The 23198-nt window shown below is 71.2% G+C and carries 22 protein-coding genes; 11 read left to right on the forward strand and 11 right to left on the reverse strand.

From position 1 onward, the window contains the following. The first annotated feature begins 4 nt into the window (after positions 1-4). Entirely contained in the window at positions 5-838 is an 834-nt protein-coding gene (locus tag OG524_RS30915) for an inositol monophosphatase family protein (RefSeq protein ID WP_405812075.1), read from the forward strand. Positions 839-841: 3 nt separating this feature from the next. Here OG524_RS30915 and OG524_RS30920 read toward each other — a convergent pair whose 3' ends face one another. Further along, positions 842-1687, reverse strand: a complete 846-nt coding sequence (locus OG524_RS30920; RefSeq protein WP_405812076.1) for a nucleotidyltransferase domain-containing protein — start codon at positions 1685-1687, stop codon at positions 842-844. Between the two features lie 86 nt (positions 1688-1773). Here OG524_RS30920 and OG524_RS30925 point away from each other — a divergent pair, with 86 nt between their 5' ends. From OG524_RS30925 to OG524_RS30935, 3 genes are all read left to right on the forward strand, one after another. Beyond that, complete coding sequence (locus OG524_RS30925; RefSeq protein ID WP_405387402.1) at positions 1774-3189, forward strand: phytoene desaturase family protein; 1416 nt, start codon at positions 1774-1776, stop codon at positions 3187-3189. 131 nt (positions 3190-3320) lie between these two features. Next, positions 3321-4793 carry an AlkA N-terminal domain-containing protein gene (locus OG524_RS30930; protein WP_405387400.1) on the forward strand — a complete coding sequence of 491 codons (1473 nt, stop codon included), beginning with the start codon at positions 3321-3323 and terminating at the stop codon, positions 4791-4793. Between the two features lie 35 nt (positions 4794-4828). Further along, positions 4829-5329: a methylated-DNA--[protein]-cysteine S-methyltransferase gene (locus tag OG524_RS30935; RefSeq protein ID WP_405393044.1), complete on the forward strand. Its 501-nt coding sequence runs from the start codon at positions 4829-4831 to the stop codon at positions 5327-5329. A 48-nt stretch (positions 5330-5377) separates the two neighbouring features. Here the strand turns inward: OG524_RS30935 and OG524_RS30940 are convergent, their stop codons facing one another. Continuing rightward, positions 5378-5959, reverse strand: coding sequence for a TMEM165/GDT1 family protein (locus tag OG524_RS30940; protein ID WP_405387396.1), 582 nt, complete (start codon positions 5957-5959; stop codon positions 5378-5380). 326 nt (positions 5960-6285) lie between these two features. Between OG524_RS30940 and OG524_RS30945 the strand changes: the two genes are divergently transcribed. Continuing rightward, on the forward strand, positions 6286-6690 hold the full coding sequence (locus OG524_RS30945; protein WP_405387394.1) for a (2Fe-2S) ferredoxin domain-containing protein: 405 nt from the start codon (positions 6286-6288) through the stop codon (positions 6688-6690). On the opposite strand, the gene OG524_RS30950 is transcribed toward OG524_RS30945, so the two are convergent. Beyond that, positions 6658-7128 (reverse strand): hypothetical protein, encoded by a 471-nt coding sequence (locus tag OG524_RS30950; RefSeq protein ID WP_405812077.1) that lies wholly within the window; start codon positions 7126-7128, stop codon positions 6658-6660. The genes OG524_RS30945 and OG524_RS30950 overlap by 33 nt on opposite strands. A gap of 81 nt (positions 7129-7209) precedes the next feature. Next, the gene (locus tag OG524_RS30955; protein WP_405387390.1) at positions 7210-7704 is read right to left on the reverse strand and encodes an NUDIX domain-containing protein; all 495 of its coding nucleotides are present in this window, start codon (positions 7702-7704) and stop codon (positions 7210-7212) included. 151 nt (positions 7705-7855) lie between these two features. On the opposite strand from OG524_RS30955, the gene OG524_RS30960 reads away from it, so the two are divergent. Next, entirely contained in the window at positions 7856-8971 is a 1116-nt protein-coding gene (locus tag OG524_RS30960; RefSeq protein WP_405812521.1) for a glycerate kinase, read from the forward strand. A 114-nt stretch (positions 8972-9085) separates the two neighbouring features. Here OG524_RS30960 and OG524_RS30965 read toward each other — a convergent pair whose 3' ends face one another. After that, entirely contained in the window at positions 9086-9802 is a 717-nt protein-coding gene (locus OG524_RS30965) for a PucR family transcriptional regulator (RefSeq protein WP_405812078.1), read from the reverse strand. A 216-nt stretch (positions 9803-10018) separates the two neighbouring features. Between OG524_RS30965 and OG524_RS30970 the strand changes: the two genes are divergently transcribed. Genes OG524_RS30970 through OG524_RS30990 form a run of 5 tightly spaced genes read left to right on the forward strand, consistent with a single transcriptional unit; the run spans position 10019 to position 14894 of the window. Continuing rightward, positions 10019-10819 carry an ABC transporter ATP-binding protein gene (locus OG524_RS30970; RefSeq protein ID WP_405387386.1) on the forward strand — a complete coding sequence of 267 codons (801 nt, stop codon included), beginning with the start codon at positions 10019-10021 and terminating at the stop codon, positions 10817-10819. Continuing rightward, positions 10816-11619, forward strand: a complete 804-nt coding sequence (locus OG524_RS30975) for an ABC transporter ATP-binding protein (RefSeq protein ID WP_405387384.1) — start codon at positions 10816-10818, stop codon at positions 11617-11619. Before OG524_RS30970 ends, OG524_RS30975 begins: the two co-directional genes overlap by 4 nt. Further along, on the forward strand, positions 11616-12506 hold the full coding sequence (locus OG524_RS30980; protein WP_124280647.1) for a branched-chain amino acid ABC transporter permease: 891 nt from the start codon (positions 11616-11618) through the stop codon (positions 12504-12506). Before OG524_RS30975 ends, OG524_RS30980 begins: the two co-directional genes overlap by 4 nt. 4 nt (positions 12507-12510) lie before the next feature. After that, the gene (locus tag OG524_RS30985) at positions 12511-13641 is read left to right on the forward strand and encodes a branched-chain amino acid ABC transporter permease (RefSeq protein ID WP_405393042.1); all 1131 of its coding nucleotides are present in this window, start codon (positions 12511-12513) and stop codon (positions 13639-13641) included. Then, on the forward strand, positions 13638-14894 hold the full coding sequence (locus OG524_RS30990; protein ID WP_405387381.1) for an ABC transporter substrate-binding protein: 1257 nt from the start codon (positions 13638-13640) through the stop codon (positions 14892-14894). The genes OG524_RS30985 and OG524_RS30990 overlap by 4 nt, the downstream gene beginning before the upstream one ends. Positions 14895-14952: 58 nt before the next feature. Here OG524_RS30990 and OG524_RS30995 read toward each other — a convergent pair whose 3' ends face one another. From OG524_RS30995 to OG524_RS31020, 6 genes are all read right to left on the reverse strand, one after another. Continuing rightward, a complete protein-coding gene (locus OG524_RS30995) occupies positions 14953-17310 on the reverse strand; it encodes a discoidin domain-containing protein (RefSeq protein WP_405812079.1) in 2358 nt (785 codons plus the stop codon). A 149-nt stretch (positions 17311-17459) separates the two neighbouring features. Continuing rightward, on the reverse strand, positions 17460-19595 hold the full coding sequence (locus OG524_RS31000) for a SpoIIE family protein phosphatase (protein WP_405812080.1): 2136 nt from the start codon (positions 19593-19595) through the stop codon (positions 17460-17462). A gap of 188 nt (positions 19596-19783) precedes the next feature. Further along, a complete protein-coding gene (gene pssA / locus OG524_RS31005; RefSeq protein WP_384494888.1) occupies positions 19784-20647 on the reverse strand; it encodes a CDP-diacylglycerol--serine O-phosphatidyltransferase in 864 nt (287 codons plus the stop codon). After that, the gene (locus OG524_RS31010) at positions 20634-21281 is read right to left on the reverse strand and encodes a phosphatidylserine decarboxylase (protein ID WP_405387374.1); all 648 of its coding nucleotides are present in this window, start codon (positions 21279-21281) and stop codon (positions 20634-20636) included. The genes pssA and OG524_RS31010 overlap by 14 nt, the downstream gene beginning before the upstream one ends. Before the next feature lie 181 nt (positions 21282-21462). Continuing rightward, positions 21463-22668, reverse strand: coding sequence for an acyl-CoA dehydrogenase family protein (locus OG524_RS31015; RefSeq protein ID WP_405387371.1), 1206 nt, complete (start codon positions 22666-22668; stop codon positions 21463-21465). 2 nt (positions 22669-22670) lie between these two features. Continuing rightward, positions 22671-23198 carry a MaoC family dehydratase gene (locus tag OG524_RS31020; RefSeq protein WP_405812081.1) on the reverse strand — a complete coding sequence of 176 codons (528 nt, stop codon included), beginning with the start codon at positions 23196-23198 and terminating at the stop codon, positions 22671-22673.

The following is a 23198-nucleotide window of genomic DNA, read 5'->3' on the forward strand; positions in this document are numbered from 1 at the left end:
AGGCATGATCGATGACTTCCTCGCCGACAACGGGAACCTGACCGAGGTGGAGGCGGCGGTCCGTGCAGCGGCCGCCGCCGAGATCCTGCCGCGCTACCGGCAGCTCGCCACGCACGAGATCGTCGAGAAGAGCGGCCCGCACGACCTGGTCACCGCCGCGGACCGGCTGGCCGAGGAACACCTCACCAGGTCCCTGACCCGGCTCCTGCCCGGTTCGGCCGTCGTCGGCGAGGAGGCCGTCCACGCCGACCCGGCCGTGTACGACGCGCTCGGCGGCGACGCGCCCGTGTGGATCGTCGACCCCGTCGACGGAACCCGTCAGTTCGTCCACGGCGAACCCGGCTTCTGCACCCTGGTCGCCCTCGCCCACCACGGACAGGTGTACGCCTCGTGGACGTACGCCCCCGTGCTCGGCGAGATGGCCGTCGCCGTCCGGGGGAGGGGCGCCACCCTCAACGGCACCCCGCTGCACAGCGGTTCGCCCGCGCCGGGAGCTGTGCTCAAGGTGGCGATGTCACACCCCGACTACACCTCCGACGCCCAGAAGCGCGCCCTGCTCGGCCTGCGTACCGAAGGCATCGACGCCCGTGCGTGCGGCTCGGCCGGCCTGGAGTACCTCGCCGTCGCCTGCGGGGCGCAGGACGCCGTCGCGTTCAACTGGGAGTTCGCCTGGGACCACGCGGCGGGCCTGCTCCTGGTCGCCGAGGCGGGCGGCGCCGAGTCGACACTCACCGGCGTTCCGTACCGCATCACCGGCGGCAACGACCTCCCGTTCACGGCGGCCAGGGACAGGCCCACCGCGGACCGGATCCTGTCCGCGCTGCGCGCCGGCCTGTAGCGCTCACGCTCCCGCGGCGGTGACCGCGGGACCACCGCCGGCGAGCACGTCCCGTACGTCCCGGACGACACCGGCCGCGGTCTCCACCGCCGCCGCGTCCAGGCCGCGCAGCGACCGGGAGACCCGGTCAGCGAAGTCCGCGGGCGTGTCCGGCAGAGCGGCCGCGGCGGCCAGCGCGCCCTTCTCGTTGAGACACCAGGTGCGGTGATGGGCGTGCAGGGCCTGGGCGAGGATCCCGAACGCCTTCGACAGGCACAGGGCGACATGGAGCGTGTCACCCGCCGGGGCCGACCTACGGGCGCCGGCCACGGAGAACTCCGCCTCCCACGCCGCGTCGGCGAGCGCCTCGCGCAGCGGCTCGGGATAGGCCCGCACCGCTTCCTGAAGGGGTGTCAACTCGCCGTGGGGGTCCTCCAGTACGCGGCAGAGGGCGACCTCGCCGACGTAGCAGGGGGACCAGAAGCCCAGCGGATGCCCGGGCTGGACGCCCACCTCGAAGCGGCCCTCCCGGCAGTCGGACCACACCGACTCCACCCGGTCCAGATCGCGCAGGATCCAGTCGACCGGGACGCCGTCCACCGTCAGCCACGCACCGCCGTCGACCCACCGCCCCCAGCCGCCCGGCCCCGCGACCTCCAGCGGGGAACCCTGGATCTCCGAGCCCAGCGCGGCCAGCGCGGCGAGGTCGGGGGTGCCGCGGTAGTAGACGCCCAGGTCCCAGTCGGAATCGGGCCGGTGGGTGCCACGGGCCCGGCTGCCGCCCAGGACGACGGCCCGGACACCGGACACGGCGGTGAGCCGGGAGGCCATGGCGGAGACGGCGGAAGAGGGTGCGCACGCTTTGTTCATCGGGCGGGAGGCTACCCGCGGACCGGTTGTCGGTGCGCCCGAATATCCTGGGTGTCCTGGCCATCGGCTGACGAAGGAGTCCGAAGGTGCCATCGATGCTGGATGCCGTAGTCGTGGGGGCGGGCCCCAACGGGCTGACGGCCGCGGTCGAACTGGCCCGCCGGGGCCTCGCCGTTGAGGTCTTCGAGGCCCACGAGACCGTCGGAGGCGGCGCGCGAACCGAGGAGCTCACCCTTCCCGGCTTCCGCCACGACCCGTGTTCCGCCGTCCACCCACTGGGCATCGGCTCACCCGCCTTCGACGCGATGCCGCTGGGCCGGCACGGCCTGGAATGGCTGCAGCCCGAGCTGGCGCTCGCCCACCCCTTCCCGGACGGTTCCGCCGCCGTGCTCACCCGGTCCGTGGGGGAGAGCGCCATGTCGCTCGGCCCGCAGGACGCGGGCGCGTACCGCAGGATGGTCGAGCCCTACACCGGCCACTGGGACACCCTCGCAGCGGACTTCCTGCGCACCCCGTGGGACGGGCTGCCCCGCGACCCGTACCGATGGGTCCGCTTCGGCCTCGACGCGCTGCCGCCCGCCACGTTCCTCTCCCGCCGCTTCCGGGGTGCCAGGGCACGCGGACTGATCGCGGGGCTCGCCGCCCACGCCATAGCGCCCACCAGCGGTATCGCGACGAGCGGGATCGCCATGCTGTTCGCGCTCGCCGCGCACGCGAAGGGCTGGCCGGTGCCGCGCGGCGGCTCACAGGCCATCTCCGACGCCCTCGCCTCGTACCTGCGTGAACAGGGCGGCACGATCCGGACGGGTGTGGAGGTCAAGCGCCTCGACGAACTCCCGCCCGCCCGCGCGTACGTCTTCGACACCTCGCCCACCGCGATGGCTCGTATCGCCGGCCTCGGCAGCGCCTACAGCCGCTACCGTTACGGCGCCTCCTGCTTCAAGATCGACTACGCGCTGTCGGGCCCCGTCCCGTGGACGGCCGAGGAGGCCCGGCGGGCCGGTACGGTCCATGTCGGTCCCACGGCCGGGGAGATCGACACGGCCCTGCGCGCCGCGGTGGAGGGCCGCGACCCGAGCGTCCCCTTCCTGATCACCGCACAGCCGAGCCTCGTCGATCCCTCCCGGGCGCCCGAGGGCCGCCATGTCTTCTGGGTCTACGGACACGTCCCCGCGGGCTGGGAAGGGGACGCGACAGAGGTCATCGAGCGGCAGATCGAGCGCTTCGCGCCCGGCTTCCGCGATCTCGTCCTGGCACGCGCGATCGCCGGACCGCCCCAACTCGCCGCGCGCAACGCCAACTACGTCGGCGGTGACATCGCGACCGGAGCGTTCGCCGGGCTGCAGACGGTGCTCCGCCCCAAGCTCGCCCGCGTGCCGTACGCCACCGCCCACCCCGCGGTATTCCTCTGCTCCTCCGCCACCCCGCCCGGCCCCGGAGTGCACGGCATGTCAGGCCACCACGCGGCGAAGGCGGTGTGGAAGCGGCTGCGGGCCAGGTGAGGTACCCGCGCGGCGGCCCCGGTGCCGGCCCGGCGGCCGGATTCCCTCGAACGGATGATGTCGGATTCCCGCGCGGGGCTGATGTCGGATTTCCGCCAGCCCTCCCGTTCCGGGTGCCTGATCCTGGAAGCATGCACACCGACACCGAGCGTTGCGTACGGGCCGTACAGTCGAAGGACGCCCGCTTCGACGGCTGGTTCTTCACCGCGGTCCTGACCACGCGGATCTACTGCCGGCCCAGCTGCCCGGTGGTGCCGCCCAAGGTGCGCAACATGAGCTTCTACCCCAGCGCGGCCGCGTGCCAGCAGGCCGGATTCCGGGCCTGCAAGCGATGCAGGCCGGACACCAGCCCCGGATCCCCGGAGTGGAACGCCCGCGCCGACTCCGTCGCCCGCGCGATGCGCCTCATCCAGGACGGGGTCGTCGACCGGGAGGGCGTACCGGGTCTCGCCGTGCGGCTCGGCTACTCCGCCCGGCAGATCGAGCGCCAGCTCCTCGCCGAAGTCGGCGCCGGGCCGCTCGCCCTGGCGCGGTCCCAGCGGGCCCAGACGGCCCGGGTCCTCATCGAGACGACCGCGATTCCGATGGCGGAGGTGGCGTTCGCGGCCGGATTCGCCTCCATCCGCACGTTCAACGACACCGTCCGCGAGGTCTTCGCCCTCGCACCGGGGGAGCTGCGCGCCCGCGCGGCACGCGGGGCGGGCGCGGCCGAGGCGGCCGGCGTCATCACCCTGCGGCTGCCCTACCGTGCCCCGCTCAACCCCAGCAACCTCTTCGGGCACCTGGCCGCGACGGCCGTCCCCGGGGTCGAGGAGTGGCGCGACGGCGCCTACCGCCGCACGCTCCGGCTCCCGCACGGACACGGCATCGTGGCGCTCTCACCGCGGTCCGACCACATCGCCTGCCGGCTCTCCCTCACCGATCCGCGCGATCTGACCCAGGCCATCAGCCGCTGCCGCAGGCTCTTCGACCTGGACGCCGACCCCGTCGCCGTCGACGAGCAGCTGCGCTCCGACCCGCTGCTCGCGCCGCTGGTCGACCAGGCCCCCGGGCGCCGGGTGCCGCGCACGGTGGACGCGGCGGAGTTCGCCGTACGCGCCGTGCTCGGACAGCAGGTCTCCACGGCCGCCGCCCGTACCCACGCCGCCCGTCTGGTCGCCGCCCACGGGGTACCTGTCGAGGACCCCGAGGGCGGCCTGACCCACCTGTTCCCGACCCCGGAGGCCTTGGCCGGGCTCGATCCGGAGGCCCTCGCCCTGCCGCGCAGCCGCCGCACCACGCTCACCACCCTGGTCGCCGCACTCGCCGACGGATCCCTCCGCCTTGGCGAGGGCACCGACTGGGAACAGGCCCGCGCCCAGCTGACCGCACTGCCGGGATTCGGCCCCTGGACGGTCGAGGTGATCGCCATGCGCGCCCTCGGCGACCCGGACGCCTTCCTCCCCACCGACCTGGGCATCCGCAGGGCGGCCGAGAAGCTCGGCCTCCCGGCGACCCCCGCGGCCCTCACCGCACGCGCCGCGCACTGGCGCCCCTGGCGCGCGTACGCCGTGCAGTACCTCTGGACCGTCGACGACCACCCCATCAACCACCTGCCCGCCTGACCCCCCGAGGACGAACCATGACAGCCACATCTGCGATGACCAGGCAGCACACGGTCATCGACAGCCCCTACGGAGACCTCACGCTGGTCGCCACCGACGGTGTCCTGGCCGGCCTGTACATGACCGAGCAACGGCACCGCCCGCCGGAGGAGACCTTCGGTGAACCGGACCCGCGGCCCTTCGGTGAGACCGTCCGGCAGCTGGAGGCCTACTTCGTGGGCGAGCTGACGGAATTCGACCTGCCGATGCACCTGGACGGCACACCCTTCCAGCGCAGCGTCTGGGCGGAGCTGGAGCGGATCCCGTACGGCGAGACCCGTTCGTACGGCGAGCTGGCCGAACAGCTCGGCAAGCCCGGCGCCTCCCGTGCGGTGGGCCTGGCCAACGGCAAGAACCCGGTCGGGATCATCGTCCCGTGCCACCGCGTCGTCGGAGCCTCGGGGAGCCTCACGGGATACGGCGGCGGCCTGGAACGCAAGCAGCGGCTGCTCGACTTCGAGCGGGGGACGGACAGCGACGTACCGGCCCTGTTCTGAGGGGCCGGTACGCCGGGCCGGTCGCGCCGCCGAGGCGGCGTCGGCCGGTCAGCCGGTGAAGATCTCGACGGCCGACCAGATCGCGAGCCCGAGCATGCACAGCCCGCCGATGCGCTGCACGGTCTTCAGCGGGACCCGCTTGGCGATGAACCGTCCGGCCAGCAGCGCGAGCGCGGACACGGACATGAGGGCGACGGCCGCTCCGATGGCCGTGGACCAGGCGCCGTTGCTCGCGGCGAGGTTCGCGGTCGTGATCTGGGTGAGGTCGCCCCACTCGCTGATGAAGACGGCCATGAAGGCGGTCGAGTAGACCGGCCAGAAGCCGGTCACGGTCTTGATCTCGTCCCCGTCCTCGTCGTCGCCGCCACCGCGCAGCAGCATGAACGCGCCGAAGGCGAAAAGGAGGGCCGAGACCAGCTTGACGGTCCAGTCGGGCAGCAGACCGATGAGGCCACCCGCCCCGACCGCGATGGCGACGTGCACCACGAAGGCGGACGACGTACCGAACCAGACGTACAGGGGGCGCATGCGCGTGCCCATGGCCAACGAGGCGAACATCGTCTTGTCGGGGAGCTCCGCGAGGAAGATCAGCCCGAAGGCGGTGAGGATCGCCAGTGGGTCGAGATGCATTCCGGGTGGCTTTCTGTGAGAACCGGGCCCCGGGTCATCCGCGAAGTGCCGTTCGGGCTTTTCTGGAGGACCACTCGGCCCGGCATGACGGCACCGCCCGCAGGTCACGGACGTGTCATACCTGACCGAAGGTCTCGCCCACCCGCAAGTATCTACGGGCCCGGCCACCGGGAACCAGAGGGCTCCAGTGTGTCGACGACCGGTTTTCGGGGCTACTCCCCTTCGCAGCCGTCAACATTACCCCACCCGGTCGCCCCGGCCCGTGGGGGAGCCGCTCGGTACAGTCCTACGGTGATCATCCGCGCCACCACCGGGAGTGTCCCCGCATGAGCCGCCGCACCCGCAAGGCCGTCGCAGAGCCGGGACCGTCCCGGCCCACCGTCAGCGTCTGCCGGGGCTGCTGCTGCGGCACCCCGAAGATCCCCGGCGTGGACCACGCCGGGCAGCTGGCGCAGCTGAGGCAGTCCCTCGACGGGGTCGCCACCGTGCGCGCCGTGGAGTGTCTGGACGCGTGCGAGCACGGCAACGTCATGGTCGTACAGCCCTCCGCCGAGGGCCGTGGCGCGGGCGGCCGTCCCGTCTGGCTCGGGCTGGTCAACGATCCGCAGGCCGTCGCGGACATAGCCACCTGGGCGGCGGAGGGCGGACCCGGCCTCGCAGATGTGCCCGAGATCCTGGACCTGTACACGTTCAAGCCGTCACGCCGGATACAGGGCGGTCTGAAGGGATAGCCCGACCGGCCAGGAGCTGGTCAGCCCTCCGCGGACGGGGCCAGCCGGGCCAGCAGCGCGGGCAGCGCCGTCCCGATGGGTTCGCGGATCGACCGAGCCGACCGGACGGCCCTTCAGATCGGTCTTCACCAGCAGGTTCGTGAAGGAGAAGTACAGGGAGCCGCGGCGGCGGTCGAGGGCCATGCCCTGGACATGGCCGGACTGCCAGGCACCACCGTCCACCGAGGCCGGAAGCGGGCGGGGAACGGTGACCGGTGCGGTGGCCCGTACGGTCGCGGCTGCCGTGCCGCCGGCCGTCCCGATCACGGCCGTGCAGGCCGGCGCCGCCACCGCCGTCCGCCACAGGCGGCGGGTGCTCCTCGTGGGGCCGGGCGTTCTGTGCGGCCTGCTCGTTCCGTCGCGTCCATCGAGCCCGTCGCGTCCGTCGAGCCCGGGCATGGTCCCTCCCCTGTAGCGGAGTTGGGATGATGCCGGGCCCGGGCGCACGAGGGACCCATGGCCAGCGAACGGCAACCCGCCCTAGCGGACGGGTGGTTCACCGTCCTCCAGCTCGGCCGTACCCGCCCCCGAGTCCAGCACCCGCAGAGCCGCCAGGACACGTCGCCCGAGTCGTTCCGGCAGGAATCCGCCGAGGTCCGCGCGGTCCACCAGCCGCCAGGACAGGAGCTCCTCCTCCTGGAGCCGGATCGCCTCGAACTGCTCGGCCGACAGCACCCCGCCGTCGTACAGGTACGCCGCGATCGGCGGCCGTCCCGTACCGCGGGCCCAGTCGACCGCGAGCAGCCGGCCCGGTTCCAGGTCCAGCCCGATCTCCTCCGCCGTCTCCCGGCGCGCGGCCTGCCGGGGGCTCTCACCCCCGTCCGACTCGACCGTGCCGCCGGGCAGGGCCCAGCCCTCCCGGTAGTTCGGCTCGACGAGCAGGAGCCGGTCGTGCTCGTCCCGGAAGAGCGAGGCCGCCGCGGCCAGTACCCGGGGCAGTCCTGCGATGTAAGTGGCGTAGTCAGTGGTGGTCACGGGGGCAGCGTAGAGGCTCCGGCCGGGGCCCGGCCGAGCCGTGGCCGACGCGTGGACAGCCATGGGCAGACCGGGGGCGGTCCGGATAGGGTCGGGGCGGCGCGACTGCCTGTTCGAAAGCAAAGGATGCAAGGTGACGGACGGAGCAGTGATGGAGACCGCCCGCGTGCTCGTCGCGGCGGACAAGTTCAAGGGCTCACTCACGGCCGTGCAGGTCGCGGAGCGGGTGACGGCCGGACTACGGCGCGTCGTCCCCGGTGTACGGGTCGAGACCCTGCCCGTCGCGGACGGCGGCGACGGCACGGTCGCGGCGGCGGTGGCCGCCGGATTCGAGCGCCGTGAGGCACGGGTGACCGGGCCGCTGGGAACTCCGGTCGGTGCCGCGTACGCGGTGCGCGGCACCACGGCCGTGGTGGAGATGGCGGAGGCCTCGGGCCTCCAGCACCTCCCCTCCGGGGAGTTCGCCCCGCTCACGGCGACCACGTACGGATCGGGCGAACTGCTGCTGGCCGCGCTCGACGCGGGCGCCCGGACGATCGTGTTCGGCGTCGGCGGCAGCGCCACGACGGACGGCGGCGCGGGCATGCTCGCCGCACTCGGGGCACGCTTCCTGGACGCCGACGGCAAGCCCGTCGGCCCCGGCGGCGGCGGACTCGCCGACCTGGCCGAGGCCGACCTGTCGGGGCTCGACCCCCGGCTGGCGGACATCGACCTGATCCTGGCCAGCGACGTGGACAACCCGCTGACCGGCCCGAAGGGCGCCCCCGAGGTGTACGGGCGGCAGAAGGGCGCCACCGAGGACGACATCGCGGTCCTCGACGCGGCGCTCGCCCACTACGCCTCGGTCCTCGGACCCGAGCACGCCGCGCTGCCCGGCGCGGGCGCCGCCGGAGGCATCGGATACGGCGCGCTCGTCGCCCTGGGAGCACGCTTTTGCCCCGGCATCGAGGTCATGCTCGACGTCCTGGGCTTCGCCCCGGCGCTCGCCCGCGCCACCCTCGTCGTGACCGGCGAGGGCTCGCTCGACGAGCAGACCCTCCACGGCAAGGCACCGGCGGGCGTCGCCGCGGCGGCCCGGGCCGCCGGGGTGGAGGTCGTCGCCGTCTGCGGACGCCTCGCCCTGCCGCCCGAGGCACTGGAGAGGGCCGGGATCCGGCGGGCCTACGCACTGACGGCACTGGAACCCGATCCGGCGGTCTGCATGGCCCAGGCCGGGCCCCTGCTGGAGCGCGCGGCCGAGTCGATCGCCCGCGACTTCCTGGTCTGACCCGAGGCACCGTGCAGGGGCGGGACACCCCCGCCCCTGCACACCCCCGCCCCTGCACACCCCCGCCCCTGCATCCTCACGGCGGGAACACCGACTCACGGCGGGGACACCGACTCACGGCGGCGACACCGACAGCCTGAACGCGTCCAGCGCCAGCATCATCTCGATCAGTTCGCGCGGCCGTGACAGCGACCGCGACGTCAGTCGCTCCAGCCGCCGCAACCGGTTGAGCACGGTGTTGCGATGGCAGTACAGCCGCCCCGCCGCCCGCCCCGCGGACCCCCCGCACTCCAGCCACGCGTCCAGCGTCCGCACCAGCAGCGCCCGGTCCGCCGGATCCAGGGCCAGCAGCGGACCGAAGACGTCCGCGACCAGCCGCGCCGAGAGCTCCGGCTGGCTCACCACCAGCGCCGCGGGCAGCCGCTCCTCCAGCCGTACGATCCCCTCCTCGCCCGGTCCGCAGGTCAGCAGCGCCACCTCGGCCAGCCGGCGCGCCGTCCCGAGCCCCGCCAGGCCCTCCGCCACCGGGCCGATCCCGCCCGGACGCCCCGGGCACCACCGCGCCAGCAGCGGGGCGAGCCCGGCCGGATCGCGGTCACCCAGGGCGACGACGACAAGCTCGCCGTCCGCCCGCGTCCTCCGGAACAACCGCAGGCCGTCCGCGTCCATGACCTGCCCCGCCGGCCCGCCCCGCAGCACCACCACCGCGTAGCGGCCCTGTTCCGGAACGCCGAGAACCGCCGAGGCGCGCGCCGCGAGCCCTGGTGCGGACCGGCCGTCCAGAAGGGCGTCGAGCAGCACCTCGCCCCGCTCGTCACTGCGCCGCTGCATGAGTTCGCTCCCTTCCGCGCCCGGGCCGTTCATGGCTGGTGACGATGCCACCCGCCCCGACGGGGCGACAGCGGATCACCCCCCTCTGTGCGCGTGCACAACGGGGCCGTTCACACACTGGTCACCCGCAGCGAGTGCGCGACGGACCGTGGACGCACGGTGCGCCCCCCTGCTGGTCTGTGGCACCACAACGACCAGTCGGAAGGAGGAGGACGCATGGCAACGCTCGAGATCCGCGAACTGTCCGTGGGCTACGGCCCGGTACGGGCACTGCGCGACGTCTCCGTCGACGTGCCGCCCGGCGCGATCACCGCCGTACTCGGCGGCAACGGCGCCGGCAAGACCACGCTGCTGCGGGCCGTGTCGCGGACCCTCGGCTTCCACCGCGGCACGGGCACGGGCACCATCCGCTTCGACGGACAGCCCCTGGACGGCCTGCGCCCCGCCCAGGTGGTGGCGGCGGGAGTGATCCAGGTACCGGAGGGCCGGCAGGTGTTCGCCCGTATGACGGTGGCCGACAACCTCCGGGCGGGCGCGCTCGGCGCACGTGGCGGACGCAAGGCGACCACCGCCGCGCTCGACCGCGTCCACGAACTGTTCCCGGTACTCGCCCAGCGGGCGCACCAGCGGGCCGGACTGCTGTCCGGCGGGGAGCAGCAGATGCTGGCGATGGGCCGGGCCCTGATGGCCGGGCCCCGCCTGCTCCTGCTCGACGAGCCGTCCCTCGGCCTCGCACCGCTGATGGCGGCCAGGATCGCCGAGACGATCCAGGAGATCAACGCGACAGGGACCTCCGTCATGCTCGTCGAGCAGAACGCGGCCATCGCGCTGCGGCTCGCCTCCACCGCGTACGTCCTGGACGTCGGCGAGGTCGCCCTCGAAGGCCCCGCCGACGAACTCGCCGCCTCCGACGAGGTGCGCCGCCGCTACCTCGGTGTCGTCGACGAGACGGCCGCCGAGGACGCCACGCAGGCGGTCGCCGGCCCCTCGCGCACGCTGAGCAGGTGGTCCGCATGACCACCGCTTCGGCCACCACGGCGCCCGTCGCCGCCCCGGCCGCCCTCGCCGTGCGCGACGTGACCGTGCGCTTCGCCGGGCTCACCGCCCTCGACGCGGTCTCGTTCACCGTCGAGCCAGGCAGTGTGCACGCCGTCATCGGGCCCAACGGGGCCGGCAAGTCCACCACGTTCAACGTGCTCTCCGGCGTCTACCGCGCCACCTCCGGCACGGTGCACCTCGGATCCACCGACCTCACCCGGCTCGCCCCGCACAAGATCGCCGGCCTCGGCATCGCGCGCACGTTCCAGAACCTGGCACTGCCCCCGCACGCCACCGTCGCCGACAGCCTCCTGCTCGGCCGGCACCGCCTCACCCGCGCCGGCTTCCTCGCCAGCGGACTGCGGCTGCCCTCGGCGGCCCGCGAGGCGCGGCTGCACCGGGACCGGGTCCGGGAGATCGCCGAATTCATCGGCCTGGAAAAGGAGTTGGAGCTGCCCGCCGGGATCCTCCCGTACGGGAAGCAGAAGCTCGTGGAGCTCGGCCGCGCGCTCTGCATGGAGCCGCAGGTACTGCTGCTCGACGAACCCATCGCCGGCATGACGGCCGAGGAGCGGCGCCGCGTCGCGGCGGTCGTCGCGGACGTACGCGACAGCCTCGGCATCTCCATCGTGCTGGTCGAACACGACATGGGTGTGGTGATGCGGCTCGCCGACGCGGTGACCGTACTCGACTTCGGACGCAGGATCGCGGGCGGCACCCCCGCCGAGGTCCAGAACGATCCGGCCGTCGTCCAGGCCTACTTGGGGACACAGGAATGACCACCTTCATCGAACTCCTCCTCGGCGGACTCTCCATCGGCTCGGTCTACGCACTGATCGCGCTCGGCTTCGTCGTCATCTTCAAGGCCACCGAGGTCGTCAACTTCGCCCACGCCTCCCTGCTGCTCGCAGGCGGCTACGTCACCGCCGTGCTCCACGACGACATCGGCTTCTGGCCGGCCCTCGGCGTCGGGATCGCGGGCGCCGCAGTCGTCGGCTCCGCCGTCGAATTCCTCGTGATGCGCCGCTACCGGGGCAGCGACCACAGTGTCCTGGCCATCGTCACCATCGGTGTCGACATCGTCATCACGACGGAACTCGTCCGGCGGATGGGCACCGAGGTCCTCTCGCTCGGCGACCCCTGGGGCGACGACGTCGTCACCGTCGGCGGGGTCACCCTGGCCGAGACCCGCATCGCCGCGTTCGTCGCGGCGGCACTCCTCATCACCGTGTTCCTGCTCGCGTTCCGCTACACCTCCTGGGGTGTGTCGATGCGGGCCGCAGCGGAGAACCCGCAGACCGCCGCCCTCATGGGCATCCGGCTCGGACGGGTCTCACTCTCGGCCTGGGCGGTCGCCGGGGCACTCGCCGCCGTCGCCGCGCTCTTCCTCACCGTCTTCCCCACCCCGGGCCTCGAACGGGCCACGTCCTTCGCCGCGCTCAAGGCCTTCCCGGCCGCGATCCTCGGCGGCCTCGACTCGACGACGGGAGCGCTGGTCGGGGGACTCGTCGTCGGGGTCACCGAATCACTCGCCACCGGATACCAGAGCGACCTCTCCTTCCTCGGACGCGGCATCGGAGATCTCGCGCCCTACCTCGTGATGGTGGTCGTCCTGCTCATCCGGCCCGCGGGACTCTTCGGCACGAAGGAGCTCGCCCGTGTCTGACGCCATGCCCGACGCCGTGCGGGAACCGTCCGTGGGACCGGCCGCCGGCCCGAAGGCGGCCCCGGCCGACCGGCGCTCGCTCACCGGACCGCTGCGGAGCGTCCGCACCTACCTCTGGCTCGCCGGTTCCGTCCTGCTGCTCCTCCTCCCGTTCTACCTGGACCGCTTCTGGCTCCAGGCCGGACTCTTCGCGATGGCCGCCGCGATCGGGGCGATCGGGATCAACCTGCTCACCGGCAGCACCGGCCAGCTCTCCATGGGCCACGCCTTCTTCCTCGCCGTCGGCGCCTACGGCTACTGCGTCCTGGCGGGGGGAAGCAGCACCGAGAACGGCCACGAACTGAGCGGCCTCGGCCTCCCCACCTGGCTCGCGGCGATCCTCGCCGTCCTGCTGGCGGGCGCGGCGGGCGGACTGTTCAGCCCCATCGCGGGCCGGCTGCGCGGCGCGTACCTCGGTATCGCCACGCTCGCGCTGATCTTCATCGGACAGCATGTGCTGTTCAACGCGGGCTCGCTCACCGGCGGTTTCAACGGCCGTGCCGTGCCCCCGCTCTCGCTGTTCGGATTCACCTTCGACGACACCGAGGTGATCGTCGCCGCGGTGCCCTTCCAGGCTTCGGAGAAGCTCTGGTACGTGGCGCTGGCCGCACTCGCCTTCAGCGCGGTCTTCGCCCGCGGGGTGCTGCGTGGCAGGCCCGGCCGGGCGCTCAACGCCATCCGGGACCACCGCATCGCGGCCGGGGTGATGGGCGTACCCGTGGCGAAGTACCGGGCCGGGGTGTTCGTCCTGTCCTCCATGTACGCGGGCCTCGCCGGCGTCCTGCTCGCACTGGTCTTCCAGCGGACCGTGCCCGAGTACTTCGGCATGGTCCTGTCCCTCGAATACCTCGCCATGATCGTCATCGGCGGGCTCGGCAGCGTCGCCGGAGCCGTGGTCGGCGCCGCGTTCGTCACCCTGCTCCCGCAGGTGCTCACCCACTACAGCGACTCCCTGCCCCTGGTGTCGGCCCCCGGAACGGGCGGACTGACACCGGGCGAGGCGTCCCGCTATCTGTACGGCGCCGCGGTGGTCGCGGTGGTCCTGTTCCTGCCCGGCGGCCTTACGCGTCTGAAGAATCCAGGGGAGAAGAAATGAAACTGCGTGTCTACGGAGCGGTCCTCGCGGCCCTCACCCTCACCACCCTCGTCGGGTGCAGCGGGAAGGCCACCACGGACGACGGGGCCGGTACGGACAAGACCGGCGTGAAGACCGGTGAGGGGGTCACCGACTCCAAGATCACCCTCGGCGCCCTCACCGACATGACCGGTGTGTACGCCTCGCTGGGCAAGAGCGTCACCCAGGCCCAGCAGCTGTGGGTGAAGGAGACCAACGCCGCGGGCGGCATCTGCGACCGGCAGATCGAGCTGACGGTCCGCGACCACGGCTACGACCCGCAGAAGGCGATCGCCGCCTACACCGAGCTGGAACCGGACGTGCTGGGCTTCGCCCAGTTCATCGGCTCCCCGTTCGTCGCCGCCGTCGAACAGCGCATCGACGGCCAGGACAAGGGCATCGTCCTGCCGCAGGCCTGGTCCGCGAGCCTCCTGGGCTCCGAGTACGTCCGGGTCATCGGCGCCACGTACGACGTCGAGACGATCAACCTGATCGACTTCCTCCTGGCCGAGAAGCGCATCGCCAAGGGCGACAAGATCGGTCACGTCTACTTCGAGGGCGACTACGGCGAGAACGCCCTGGCCGGCTCCAAGCACGTGGCGAAGGAGGCGGGCCTCACCGTCGTCGAGCAGAAGATCAAGCCGACCGACAACGACATGACCGCCCAGGTCTCCGCGCTCAAGCAGGCCGGCGTCAAGGCGGTCGTCATCAGTGCCGGACCGCGTCAGGCGGCCTCCCTGGTCGGCGTCGCCGCCGCCACCGGTTTCGACGTCCCCGTCGTGGGCAACAACTCGGCCTACGCCCCGCAGCTCCTCGCGACCCAGGCGGGCGCGGCCCTGCAGAAGGACTACTACATCGGCGCCTCCACCCTGCCCATCGGGGACTCGGCCGAGGGTCCGGCCAAGCTCGCCAAGGCGTACGCGGCCCAGTACCCGAAGGACGGCCTCGACAACGGGGTCATCGCCGGATACAACGCGGCGTCCGTCTTCGGCGAGGCGCTGAAGAAGGCCTGCGAGTCCAAGGACCTCACCCGCGCGGGCGTCGGCAAGGCCCTGCTGTCCATCAAGGGATTCGGCAGCGACTTCGGGATCTCGCACGACTTCACCGACCCGGCGGCCCCCTCCACCAAGGAGACCGTCGTCATGAAGCCGGACGCCAAGACCCCCGGCGGCCTCAAGGTGGTCCGCCCGGCCGAGGTGGCCGCGGCAGCGGAGTCCTTCACACCGAAGTCCTGACCCCGCCGCACACCAGGACGGGCCCGGCCGAGGTGGCCGGGCCCGTCCGAGTGCCCGGTCAGCCGGTGTAGGCCTCCAGCTCGGACAGCTGGGCCGCCGGCCAGCCCGTGTTCCCGGTGAACGTCAGCCGCACATGGCGGACCGGTGTCCCGGGGAGGGTGATGGTGGCGGTGTTGCCGCTGGACGGGTCGAAGGTGTAACCCGCGGACGCCTTCAGCGAGTTGTACGTGGAGTTGTCGGTGCTGCCCGAGACGGCGACGGTCTGCGTACGGGTCGCCCAGGCGGCGGCCGGGGGAAGCTTCAGCACCAGCCGCTTGACGGCCTTCGCGGCGCCGAGGTCCACGGTGACGGACTGCGGGAAGGCGTTGTTCCGGCTCTCCCAGTAGCTGTTCGCGTTGCCGTCCACCGCGTTGCCGGCGCCGTACACATCGGCGTGGCTGGTCTCGGTGACCGTACGGCCCTGTGCGAGGTTGCCCGTCTCCCCGGGCGGATCGGTCGGGTCCGGAGGGTCGGTCGGGTCGGTGGGATCCGTCGGGCCGCCCGGCACCCCGCCGTTGGTCCACACCGGGTCGGGCCAGGTGCCGGTGCAGGCGGGCGGGTCGGCGTACCAGCCGGAGTTACCGGCACCCCGGGTGATCTGGAAGCCGCTGCCCACGCAGTTGTGGATCGGGTTGGACTGCGCGATGTTCGTGGCCGTCACCCCGCTGAACGAGGCCGTGCCCGGGGCCTGGACCTGCAGGGCGTACGTGCCCGCGCCGTCGATCCTGATGTTGTCGAAGTGCAGACCGTTCGCGGCGCCCTCGATGAGGTGGATCGCCGCGTAGGAGCTGTCCAGGATCTCGCTGTCGGTGATGTTGACCGTGGCGTTGCTGATCGGTTCGTTGAGCCCGCTGAACCAGATCGCGCCGACGCCGAACCGCCAGTTGTAGTCGTTGTTCCCGGTCCGGATCAATGTGTTGCGGGCGGCTGTGTGCGTGCCCGAAACAGCCGTTCCCTGACCGGAGTTGACCCCTGGATAGCGGTTCGCGATGTGCAGGCCGCCGCCGTTGGTGATCGTGTCCGACATGACGTTGTCGGAGATCGTGATGTCCTTGCCGCCGTACGTGACGATGTTGTTGGCGAGGATCGGCAGGATCACCGTGTTGAACGTGAACTTGTTCTTCACGTTCGGGATGTTCTCGGCCCACATGGCCAGGCCGTCGTCCCCGGTGTTGCGGACGAAGGTGTTGGTGACCGTGGAGTTCGTGACGCCGTAGTGGAAGTTCACGCCGTCGGCGGTCTGGTCCAGGATGCGGCTGTTCCTGATGGTGAAGTTGTCCATCGGGCCGTCCATCCAGGCGCCGCACTTGGTGTGCTGCATCCAGACGTTGTCGACGACCGAGTCGGACATGGCCCCGCCGATGGCGTTGACCTGGTCGTTGTCCACCCGCTCACGGATGTCGCCGATGATGGCGAAGTCCTTGAGGACGACATCGCTGCTGCCGCCCTGCGCCGCGTACTTCCCGTAGACCCCGACGGCCTTGCTCCGGTCCGTGGCGTGGCGCCCCGTCAGCACGCTGTACCAGGGGCCCGCGCCCCGCAGTGTCACCTTGTCGACGACGACGTGGTCGGTGACCCGGAAGGTGCCCTGCGGGATGTACACCTCCTTGCCCTGGGTGCGGCCCGCGTCGACCGCCGCCTGGATCTTCGCGGTGGAGTCGGCGGCACCTGTCGGGTCGGCACCGAAGTCACCCACCACGTCCAGGGCCCCGGAGGGCTTGCCGACCGGCGCGCCGACCTGCTCGAAGTCCGCCAGGTCGATGGTGAACGACGGGGAGTCCGCGGTGGACGTCACCTGGAGCCGGACCTTCGAACCGGCGGCCAGAGTGGACCCGAACATGGTCCGGGTCTCGTCGTAGAAGTGGTGCGGGTCGGTGTCGCCCGGGTTGTTGTTGAAGGGATAACCCCCGTAGTACCAGCCGTACTTCGAGGTCACCGGCACGCTCTTGAGCGAGGAGCCGTTCACCCGTACGTCGATCGAGGCGTCCCGGCCCGTCCCGGCGGAGTTGTCCGGCAGCGAGTAGCGGAAGGTCATCGCGTCCGCCGGAGCGGTGAGGGTGAACTCCACGTACTCACCCGCCGCGTCGAGGGTGACGGCCTGCCGGCCCGACGCCTCCGACGGAAGCGAGCCGTACAGCCGGTCCGGCCCGATGAGTGTGCCGTTGGTGGCGGCGTACTCGGCCTCCTGTTCGGTGAACGGGACGGTGGCGCCCCGGCCGGGTATCCCGACGGGCGACGGTGCGGGCACGGCGGCGGCCTGGGCGGGGGGTGCTCCGGCCAGCACGACCGCCGCGGCGGTACCGGCGGCGACGAGGGCCAGGGAGAGGGAGGCGGAAAGGGAGCGCCTGAGCAGGCGTCGTCCTTCTGGTGGGGTCACGTGTGGTCGTCCTTGCGGCTCGTGGGGGCTCTGCGGACGCCCCACAGGCTAGGAGCATCCACGCAAGGAAGTCCACGCTGCTGCGCAAGATTTCGTGTTCAGAACTCAAATTAGTGACTCACGCGCGACAATTCCGCGTCTCACGGCGCTCAGTCCTCCGTCCGCAGCGCGTTGACGAGGAGCAGCGCGATGTCGTCGCTGCCGGGGGTGAACCGCTTCGCGTACCGGACGAGCGTGTCGGCGACCTCGTCCATGGTCTGGTCCAGCGCCAGGGCGAAGTGCTCGGCCAGTTCGGCGACGGCGTCGTCGAAGTCCACACCCGGCGCCTCCACGAGTCCGTCGGTGTAGAGGGCGAGCGCCGCGCCCGGGGGCAGCGGGATCTCGGCCGTCGGGTAGCGCGACGACGGATCGATGCCGAGCAGCAGGCCAGGAGGCAGCCCGAGCACCTCGGTCTGCCCGTCGGGCTGCCGCACCAGGGGCGGTGGATGGCCGGCCGTGGCCAGTACGGCGCGGTGCCCGGCGAGGTCGAGATGGACGTACAGGCAGCTGGTGAACAGGCCCGGGTCGAGGTCGGTCAGCAGCCGGTTGGTGCGGGCGAGGACCTCGTCGGGCGGCGCGCCCGCCGAGGCGTGCACGGCGGTGCGGACCTGCCCCATGAGCGCCGCGGCGTTCACGTTGTGCCCCTGTACGTCACCGATGGCCACCGCCGCCGTGCTGTCGTCCAGGCGGATCAGGTCGTAGAAGTCCCCGCCGATGCCCATGCCACGGGTGGCCGGGAGGTAGCGGGCCGCGACGTCCAGGCCCTCGACCCGCGGCAGCGTGTGGGGGAGGAGATGGGCCTGGAGGCTGTGCGCGAGCCGGTCCTTGGTGTCGTAGAGGCGGGCCCGGTCGAGGGCCTGGGCGAGCAGTCCCGCGATCGAGGTGAGCAGGGCACGTTCCTCGGGCTCGAAGACATGGTCCCGGTCGTAGGCGAGAACCAGCGAACCGACGGGACGCCCGGAGACGATGAGGGGAAGGAAGGCGCTCGCGGCGACGGCCCTGCGCAGGCCCGCGGCAGGATAGGCACGCTCCAGCCCAGGGAAGTCGGCGTAGAAGCTGGGAACCCCCGTCACCAGGACGTGTGCCGCCGGGGTGTCCGCGTTCAGCGGGGCGCCGTCGAAGCGGTCCATGAGCGTGGGATGGAGGCCGCGCCGGCCCTCGATCCGCAGCCGGCCCTCCGCCGAGGTCATCAGGATCAGGGTCTGGATCCGGAAGGCGGGCATCAGCTGGTCGCCCGCCAGCTCGATGACGTCCTGGGTGCCGACGGCCTCCGTGAGCGTCGCGGCCAGGTGCATCAGGTGGTACAGGGCGGTCGCCCGGCTCGGCACGGCCGGTGAGGAGTACAGCCGCGGTGCCGGGGACGTCCCGGGGTCCGGTTCACCGGCGGGGGCGATCCGGACGCTGATGCCCGAGGCGTTCGGGAAGAGGTGGAAGGACAGCCAGCGGTCCGGCGGCCGGAGAGCGGTGAAGGACGTCTGCTCGCGGCCGATGACCGCGGCCCGGTAGTGGTCCTCGACGGCCGGGTCGTCCATCCACGGCAGCGACACCCAGGGGAGCGTGCCCAGGACGTCCGCGGCCCGGATACCCAGGAGGTCCGCCGCGGCGTCGTTGAGGAAGGTGATCGACCCGTCCAGGGCCAGCGCGCAGCTCCCCCCGGGCAGCCGCCGGACGAACTCCATGGCGGCAGCCGCCTCGGCCGGCTCGGGCACGGGAGGCTCCGGCGGGGCGAGCACCCGCGGCTGGATGCCCGGCAGCACGGGGAAGCCGCTGCTCTCGGCCTGCTGGAGCAGCATCCCGATGTCGTGGCAGGCGGCGGTCATGGTGTCGCGCTCCTGGGGTGTCAGCTGAGGCGCGTGCGAGCCGGGCCACAGGAGCACGATCCCGCCCCGGTCGATGTCGCCCGTACGGATGGGGGCGGCGCACAGCGCGAAGTGGTACGGCATCACGAGCGCGGGCCGCGGATAGCGCCGGGCCAGCTCCTCCTGGCTGCCCAGCCAGATCAGGCACCGGTGCCGCACGGCGTCGGCCACCGGTATCGGGGCGGACAGCGTGACCCGGTTCCATGGGGTCGCCAGCTGCCAGGGCGCCCCCGACAGCACCGCCAGGTGGAGGGTGGTCTCGTTCCGCGGCAGCAGGTACAGCAGGGCGACGGACGCCCCGGCCTCCCGCACGAGGTGCGTCACGGCGCTGTCCAGGAGCTCCGTGCCGGAACCCGTTGCGGCGGTGGAGGCGGATTGGTCCTGCACCCTCTCGACCCTTCTCCGTGACGAGCGGCTGGGCATCCGGTGACGACGGCTCGTCCGCGCATCCTGCCGGAACGACTTATATGGACAATACGCCCACTGCGGGTCAGGGACATCGCGATCACCCCGCACGCGCGAGGGCCCGGATGCTGGGGAGCATCCGGGCCCTCGTGACTGTCTGTTCCGTACGGCTACGGGAGCTGTGCCGCCCGCGCCTCACGCCGGTTGCCGCGGAAGGTGTTCACCCGCCGCGCCGTGGCGAAGAGCGGGATCACCGCGCCCATCACGACCTGCAGCGCACAGCCGGTCTGCAGGAGCAGCTGACCGCCGGGTGCGTCGAACGCCCATGCGGCGAGGAGCCCCATCGCGGCCACGATCCAGCTGAGCATCGCCACCGCGAGGACACCCCGCGGCTTCGGGTACTCGACCCGGCTGACCATCAGCCACGCCACTCCGACGATCGCGAGCAGCGTCGGCACGAAGGGCAGCTCCAGGAGCACGATCGAGACGACCGTGAGCGCTCCGAAGGGGCTCGGCATGCCCTGGAACATGCCGTCCTTCAGGGTCACGCAGGAGAATCTGGCAAGCCTGAGCACCACCGCCAGCAGCACCACGATCGCGGCGAGCGCCGACACCCTCTGGTGCGCGTCGTCCGCGACCATCCCGTACACCAGCACGAAGTACGCCGGGGCGAGGCCGAAGCTGATCAGGTCGGAGAGGTTGTCCAGCTCCGCGCCCATCGGCGAGGAACGCAGCTTGCGCGCCACGAGCCCGTCGAAGAGGTCGAACACGGCGGCCATGAGCATGAGGATGACCGCGGTGGCCGCGGAGTGCCGGGCCATGCCCGTCTCGTCGCTGCCCGTGAGGTGCGGGATGAGGATCCCCGTGGTGGTGAAGTACACCGCCATGAATCCGCACGTGGCGTTACCGAGGGTGAGCGTGTCCGCTATCGACAGCCGCATCGAGAGCGGCATGTCCTCCGTGCCGTCGGAGTCCTCGTCCTCGACGGCCTCCGGCACCCAGCCGGCCTGTGTATCAGGATCAATCACGGTCAATTCGAGTCACCCCCGCGGTGGTGGCCTGGCCGACCTCGACCGCGACATCGATACCTTCCGGAAGGTAGATGTCGACGCGCGAGCCGAACCGGATCAGACCGATGCGTTCGCCCTGCTCCACCTTCGTACCCTGCGGGATGTAGGGGACGATGCGACGGGCGACCGCTCCCGCGATCTGCACCATCTCGATGTCGCCGAGCTCGGTGTCGAAGTGCCAGACAACGCGCTCGTTGTTCTCGCTCTCCTTGTTGAACGCCGGGACGAACCCGCCCGGGACGTGCTCGACCGATGTGACGGTGCCGGACAGGGGCGCCCGGTTGACGTGCACATTCAGCGGGCTCATGAAGATCGCGACGCGGGTGCGCCCGTCCTTCCACGGCATGATGCTCTGCACCACGCCGTCGGCCGGCGAGATGACACGACCCTGGGTGATCTCGCGCTCGGGGTCGCGGAAGAACCACAGCATGCCCGCCGCGAGCGCGGTGGTGGGCACGGCCACGGCGGCCCAGCGTCCGGACCTGCGGGCCCGGACGAGGCTGAGTGCCGCGGTGGCGACGGTCGGGAGGAGCCACGGCGATGCTCCGCGGGCAAGGCGGACCCCGCCGCGTGGTGCAGAGTTCTGACTGTCGGGCATGGATGACCTTCGTAGCGGATGATGCCGCGCTGGCAACGGGGGGACGGCGGCTTTCCGGCGATGCTATCGGGTGCGAGCGGCAACTGGGCAAGCCAGCAGCCGAGTCGGACAGCTGAAAGGCTCCGGACGAGGATGACTCGGTGTGATGTTCTTCGCCACTAAATCACCTCGAAAGGGACAATCAGCCCTGGAGCCGGTACTCCTCGAGGAGCCGGCGACCGATGATCATTTTCTGGATCTCGGCGGTACCTTCACCGATCAGCAGCATCGGGGCCTCACGGTAGAGGCGCTCGATCTCGTACTCCTTGGAGAAGCCGTAACCGCCGTGGATACGGAAGGCGTCCTCGACGACTTCCTTGCAGTACTCGGAGGCGAGGTACTTCGCCATCCCTGCCTCCAGGTCGTTTCGTTCCCCGGAGTCCTTTTTGCGTGCCGCATTCACCATCATCGCATGGGCGGCTTCGACCTTGGTGGCCATTTCGGCCAGTTTGAACTGGATCGCCTGGTGCTGGGCGATCGGCTTTCCGAAGGTCTGACGCTGCTGCGCGTACGAAACGCCCAGTTCGAATGCACGCTGTGCGACACCGCAGCCACGCGCGGCGACATTTACCCGGCCGACCTCTACACCGTCCATCATTTGGTAAAAACCTCGGCCGGTCGTGCCGCCCAGCACGCGATTGGCCGGAATGCGTAGTCCGTCCATGATGAGTTCGGTCGTGTCGACGCCCTTGTAGCCCATCTTGTCGATCTTCCCGGGGATGGTGAGACCGGGACGGACCTCGCCGAATCCCGCCTCCTTCTCCACCAGGAAGGTCGTCATCGACTTGTGCGGGGCCGTGCCCTCGGGGTGTCCTTCGTCACTCTTGCAGAGGACGGCGACCAGCGTGGAGGTTCCGCCGTTCGTCAGCCACATCTTCTGGCCGTTCAGGACGTACTCGTCGCCCTCCCTGACGCCCTTGGACGTGATCGCGGACACGTCGGAACCCAGGGCCGGCTCGGACATCGAGAACGCGCCCCGCACCTCGCCCAGCGCCATCCGCGGCAGGAACGTGTCCCTCTGCTCCTGCGTGCCGTGCTGCTTGAGCATGTACGCCACGATGAAGTGCGTGTTGATGATTCCCGACACGCTCATCCAGCCGCGGGCGATCTCCTCCACGCACAGGGCGTAGGTGAGGAGCGACTCGCCCAGACCGCCGTACTCCTCGGGAATCATCAGCCCGAACAGGCCGAGTTCCTTGAGGCCTTCGACGATTTCCGTCGGGTACTCGTCGCGGTGTTCCAGCTGGGTGGCGACAGGAATGATCTCCTTGTCGACGAAATTCCTGACCGTGGAGAGGATTTCCTGCTGGACATCCGTCAGGCCGGCGGTCTGCGCGAGTCGGCTCATGGTTACTTCTCCACGTTCTTCTGCGGCGGCTGGATCGGCTCCGGGCGGCCGGGCTGCTCTCCGCCCCGCTCCTTGATGTACGTCTCGGTGGGGACCATCACCTTGCGGCGGAACACACAGACCAGCGTGCCGTCCTGCTTGTATCCCTTTGTCTCTACATGGACGATGCCGCGGTCGCTCTTGGACCTCGACGGAGTCTTGTCGAGCACGGTCGTCTCGCCGTAGATCGTGTCGCCGTGGAAGGTGGGCGCGACATGCTTCAGCGATTCCACCTCCAGATTGGCGATCGCCTTGCCGGAGACGTCCGGCACCGACATGCCGAGCAGCAGTGAGTAGATGTAGTTGCCGACGACGACGTTCTTTCCGAAATCGGTCGTCTTCTCCGCGTAGTTGCTGTCCATGTGCAGCGGGTGGTGATTCATGGTCAGCAGGCAGAAGAGGTGGTCGTCGTATTCCGTGACCGTCTTTCCGGGCCAGTGCTTGTAGACAGCACCGACCTCGAACTCCTCATAGGTCCGTCCGAACTGCAT

Origin of the sequence: Streptomyces sp. NBC_01520, from assembly GCF_045040375.1 — a bacterium.
GTDB lineage: Bacteria > Actinomycetota > Actinomycetes > Streptomycetales > Streptomycetaceae > Streptomyces.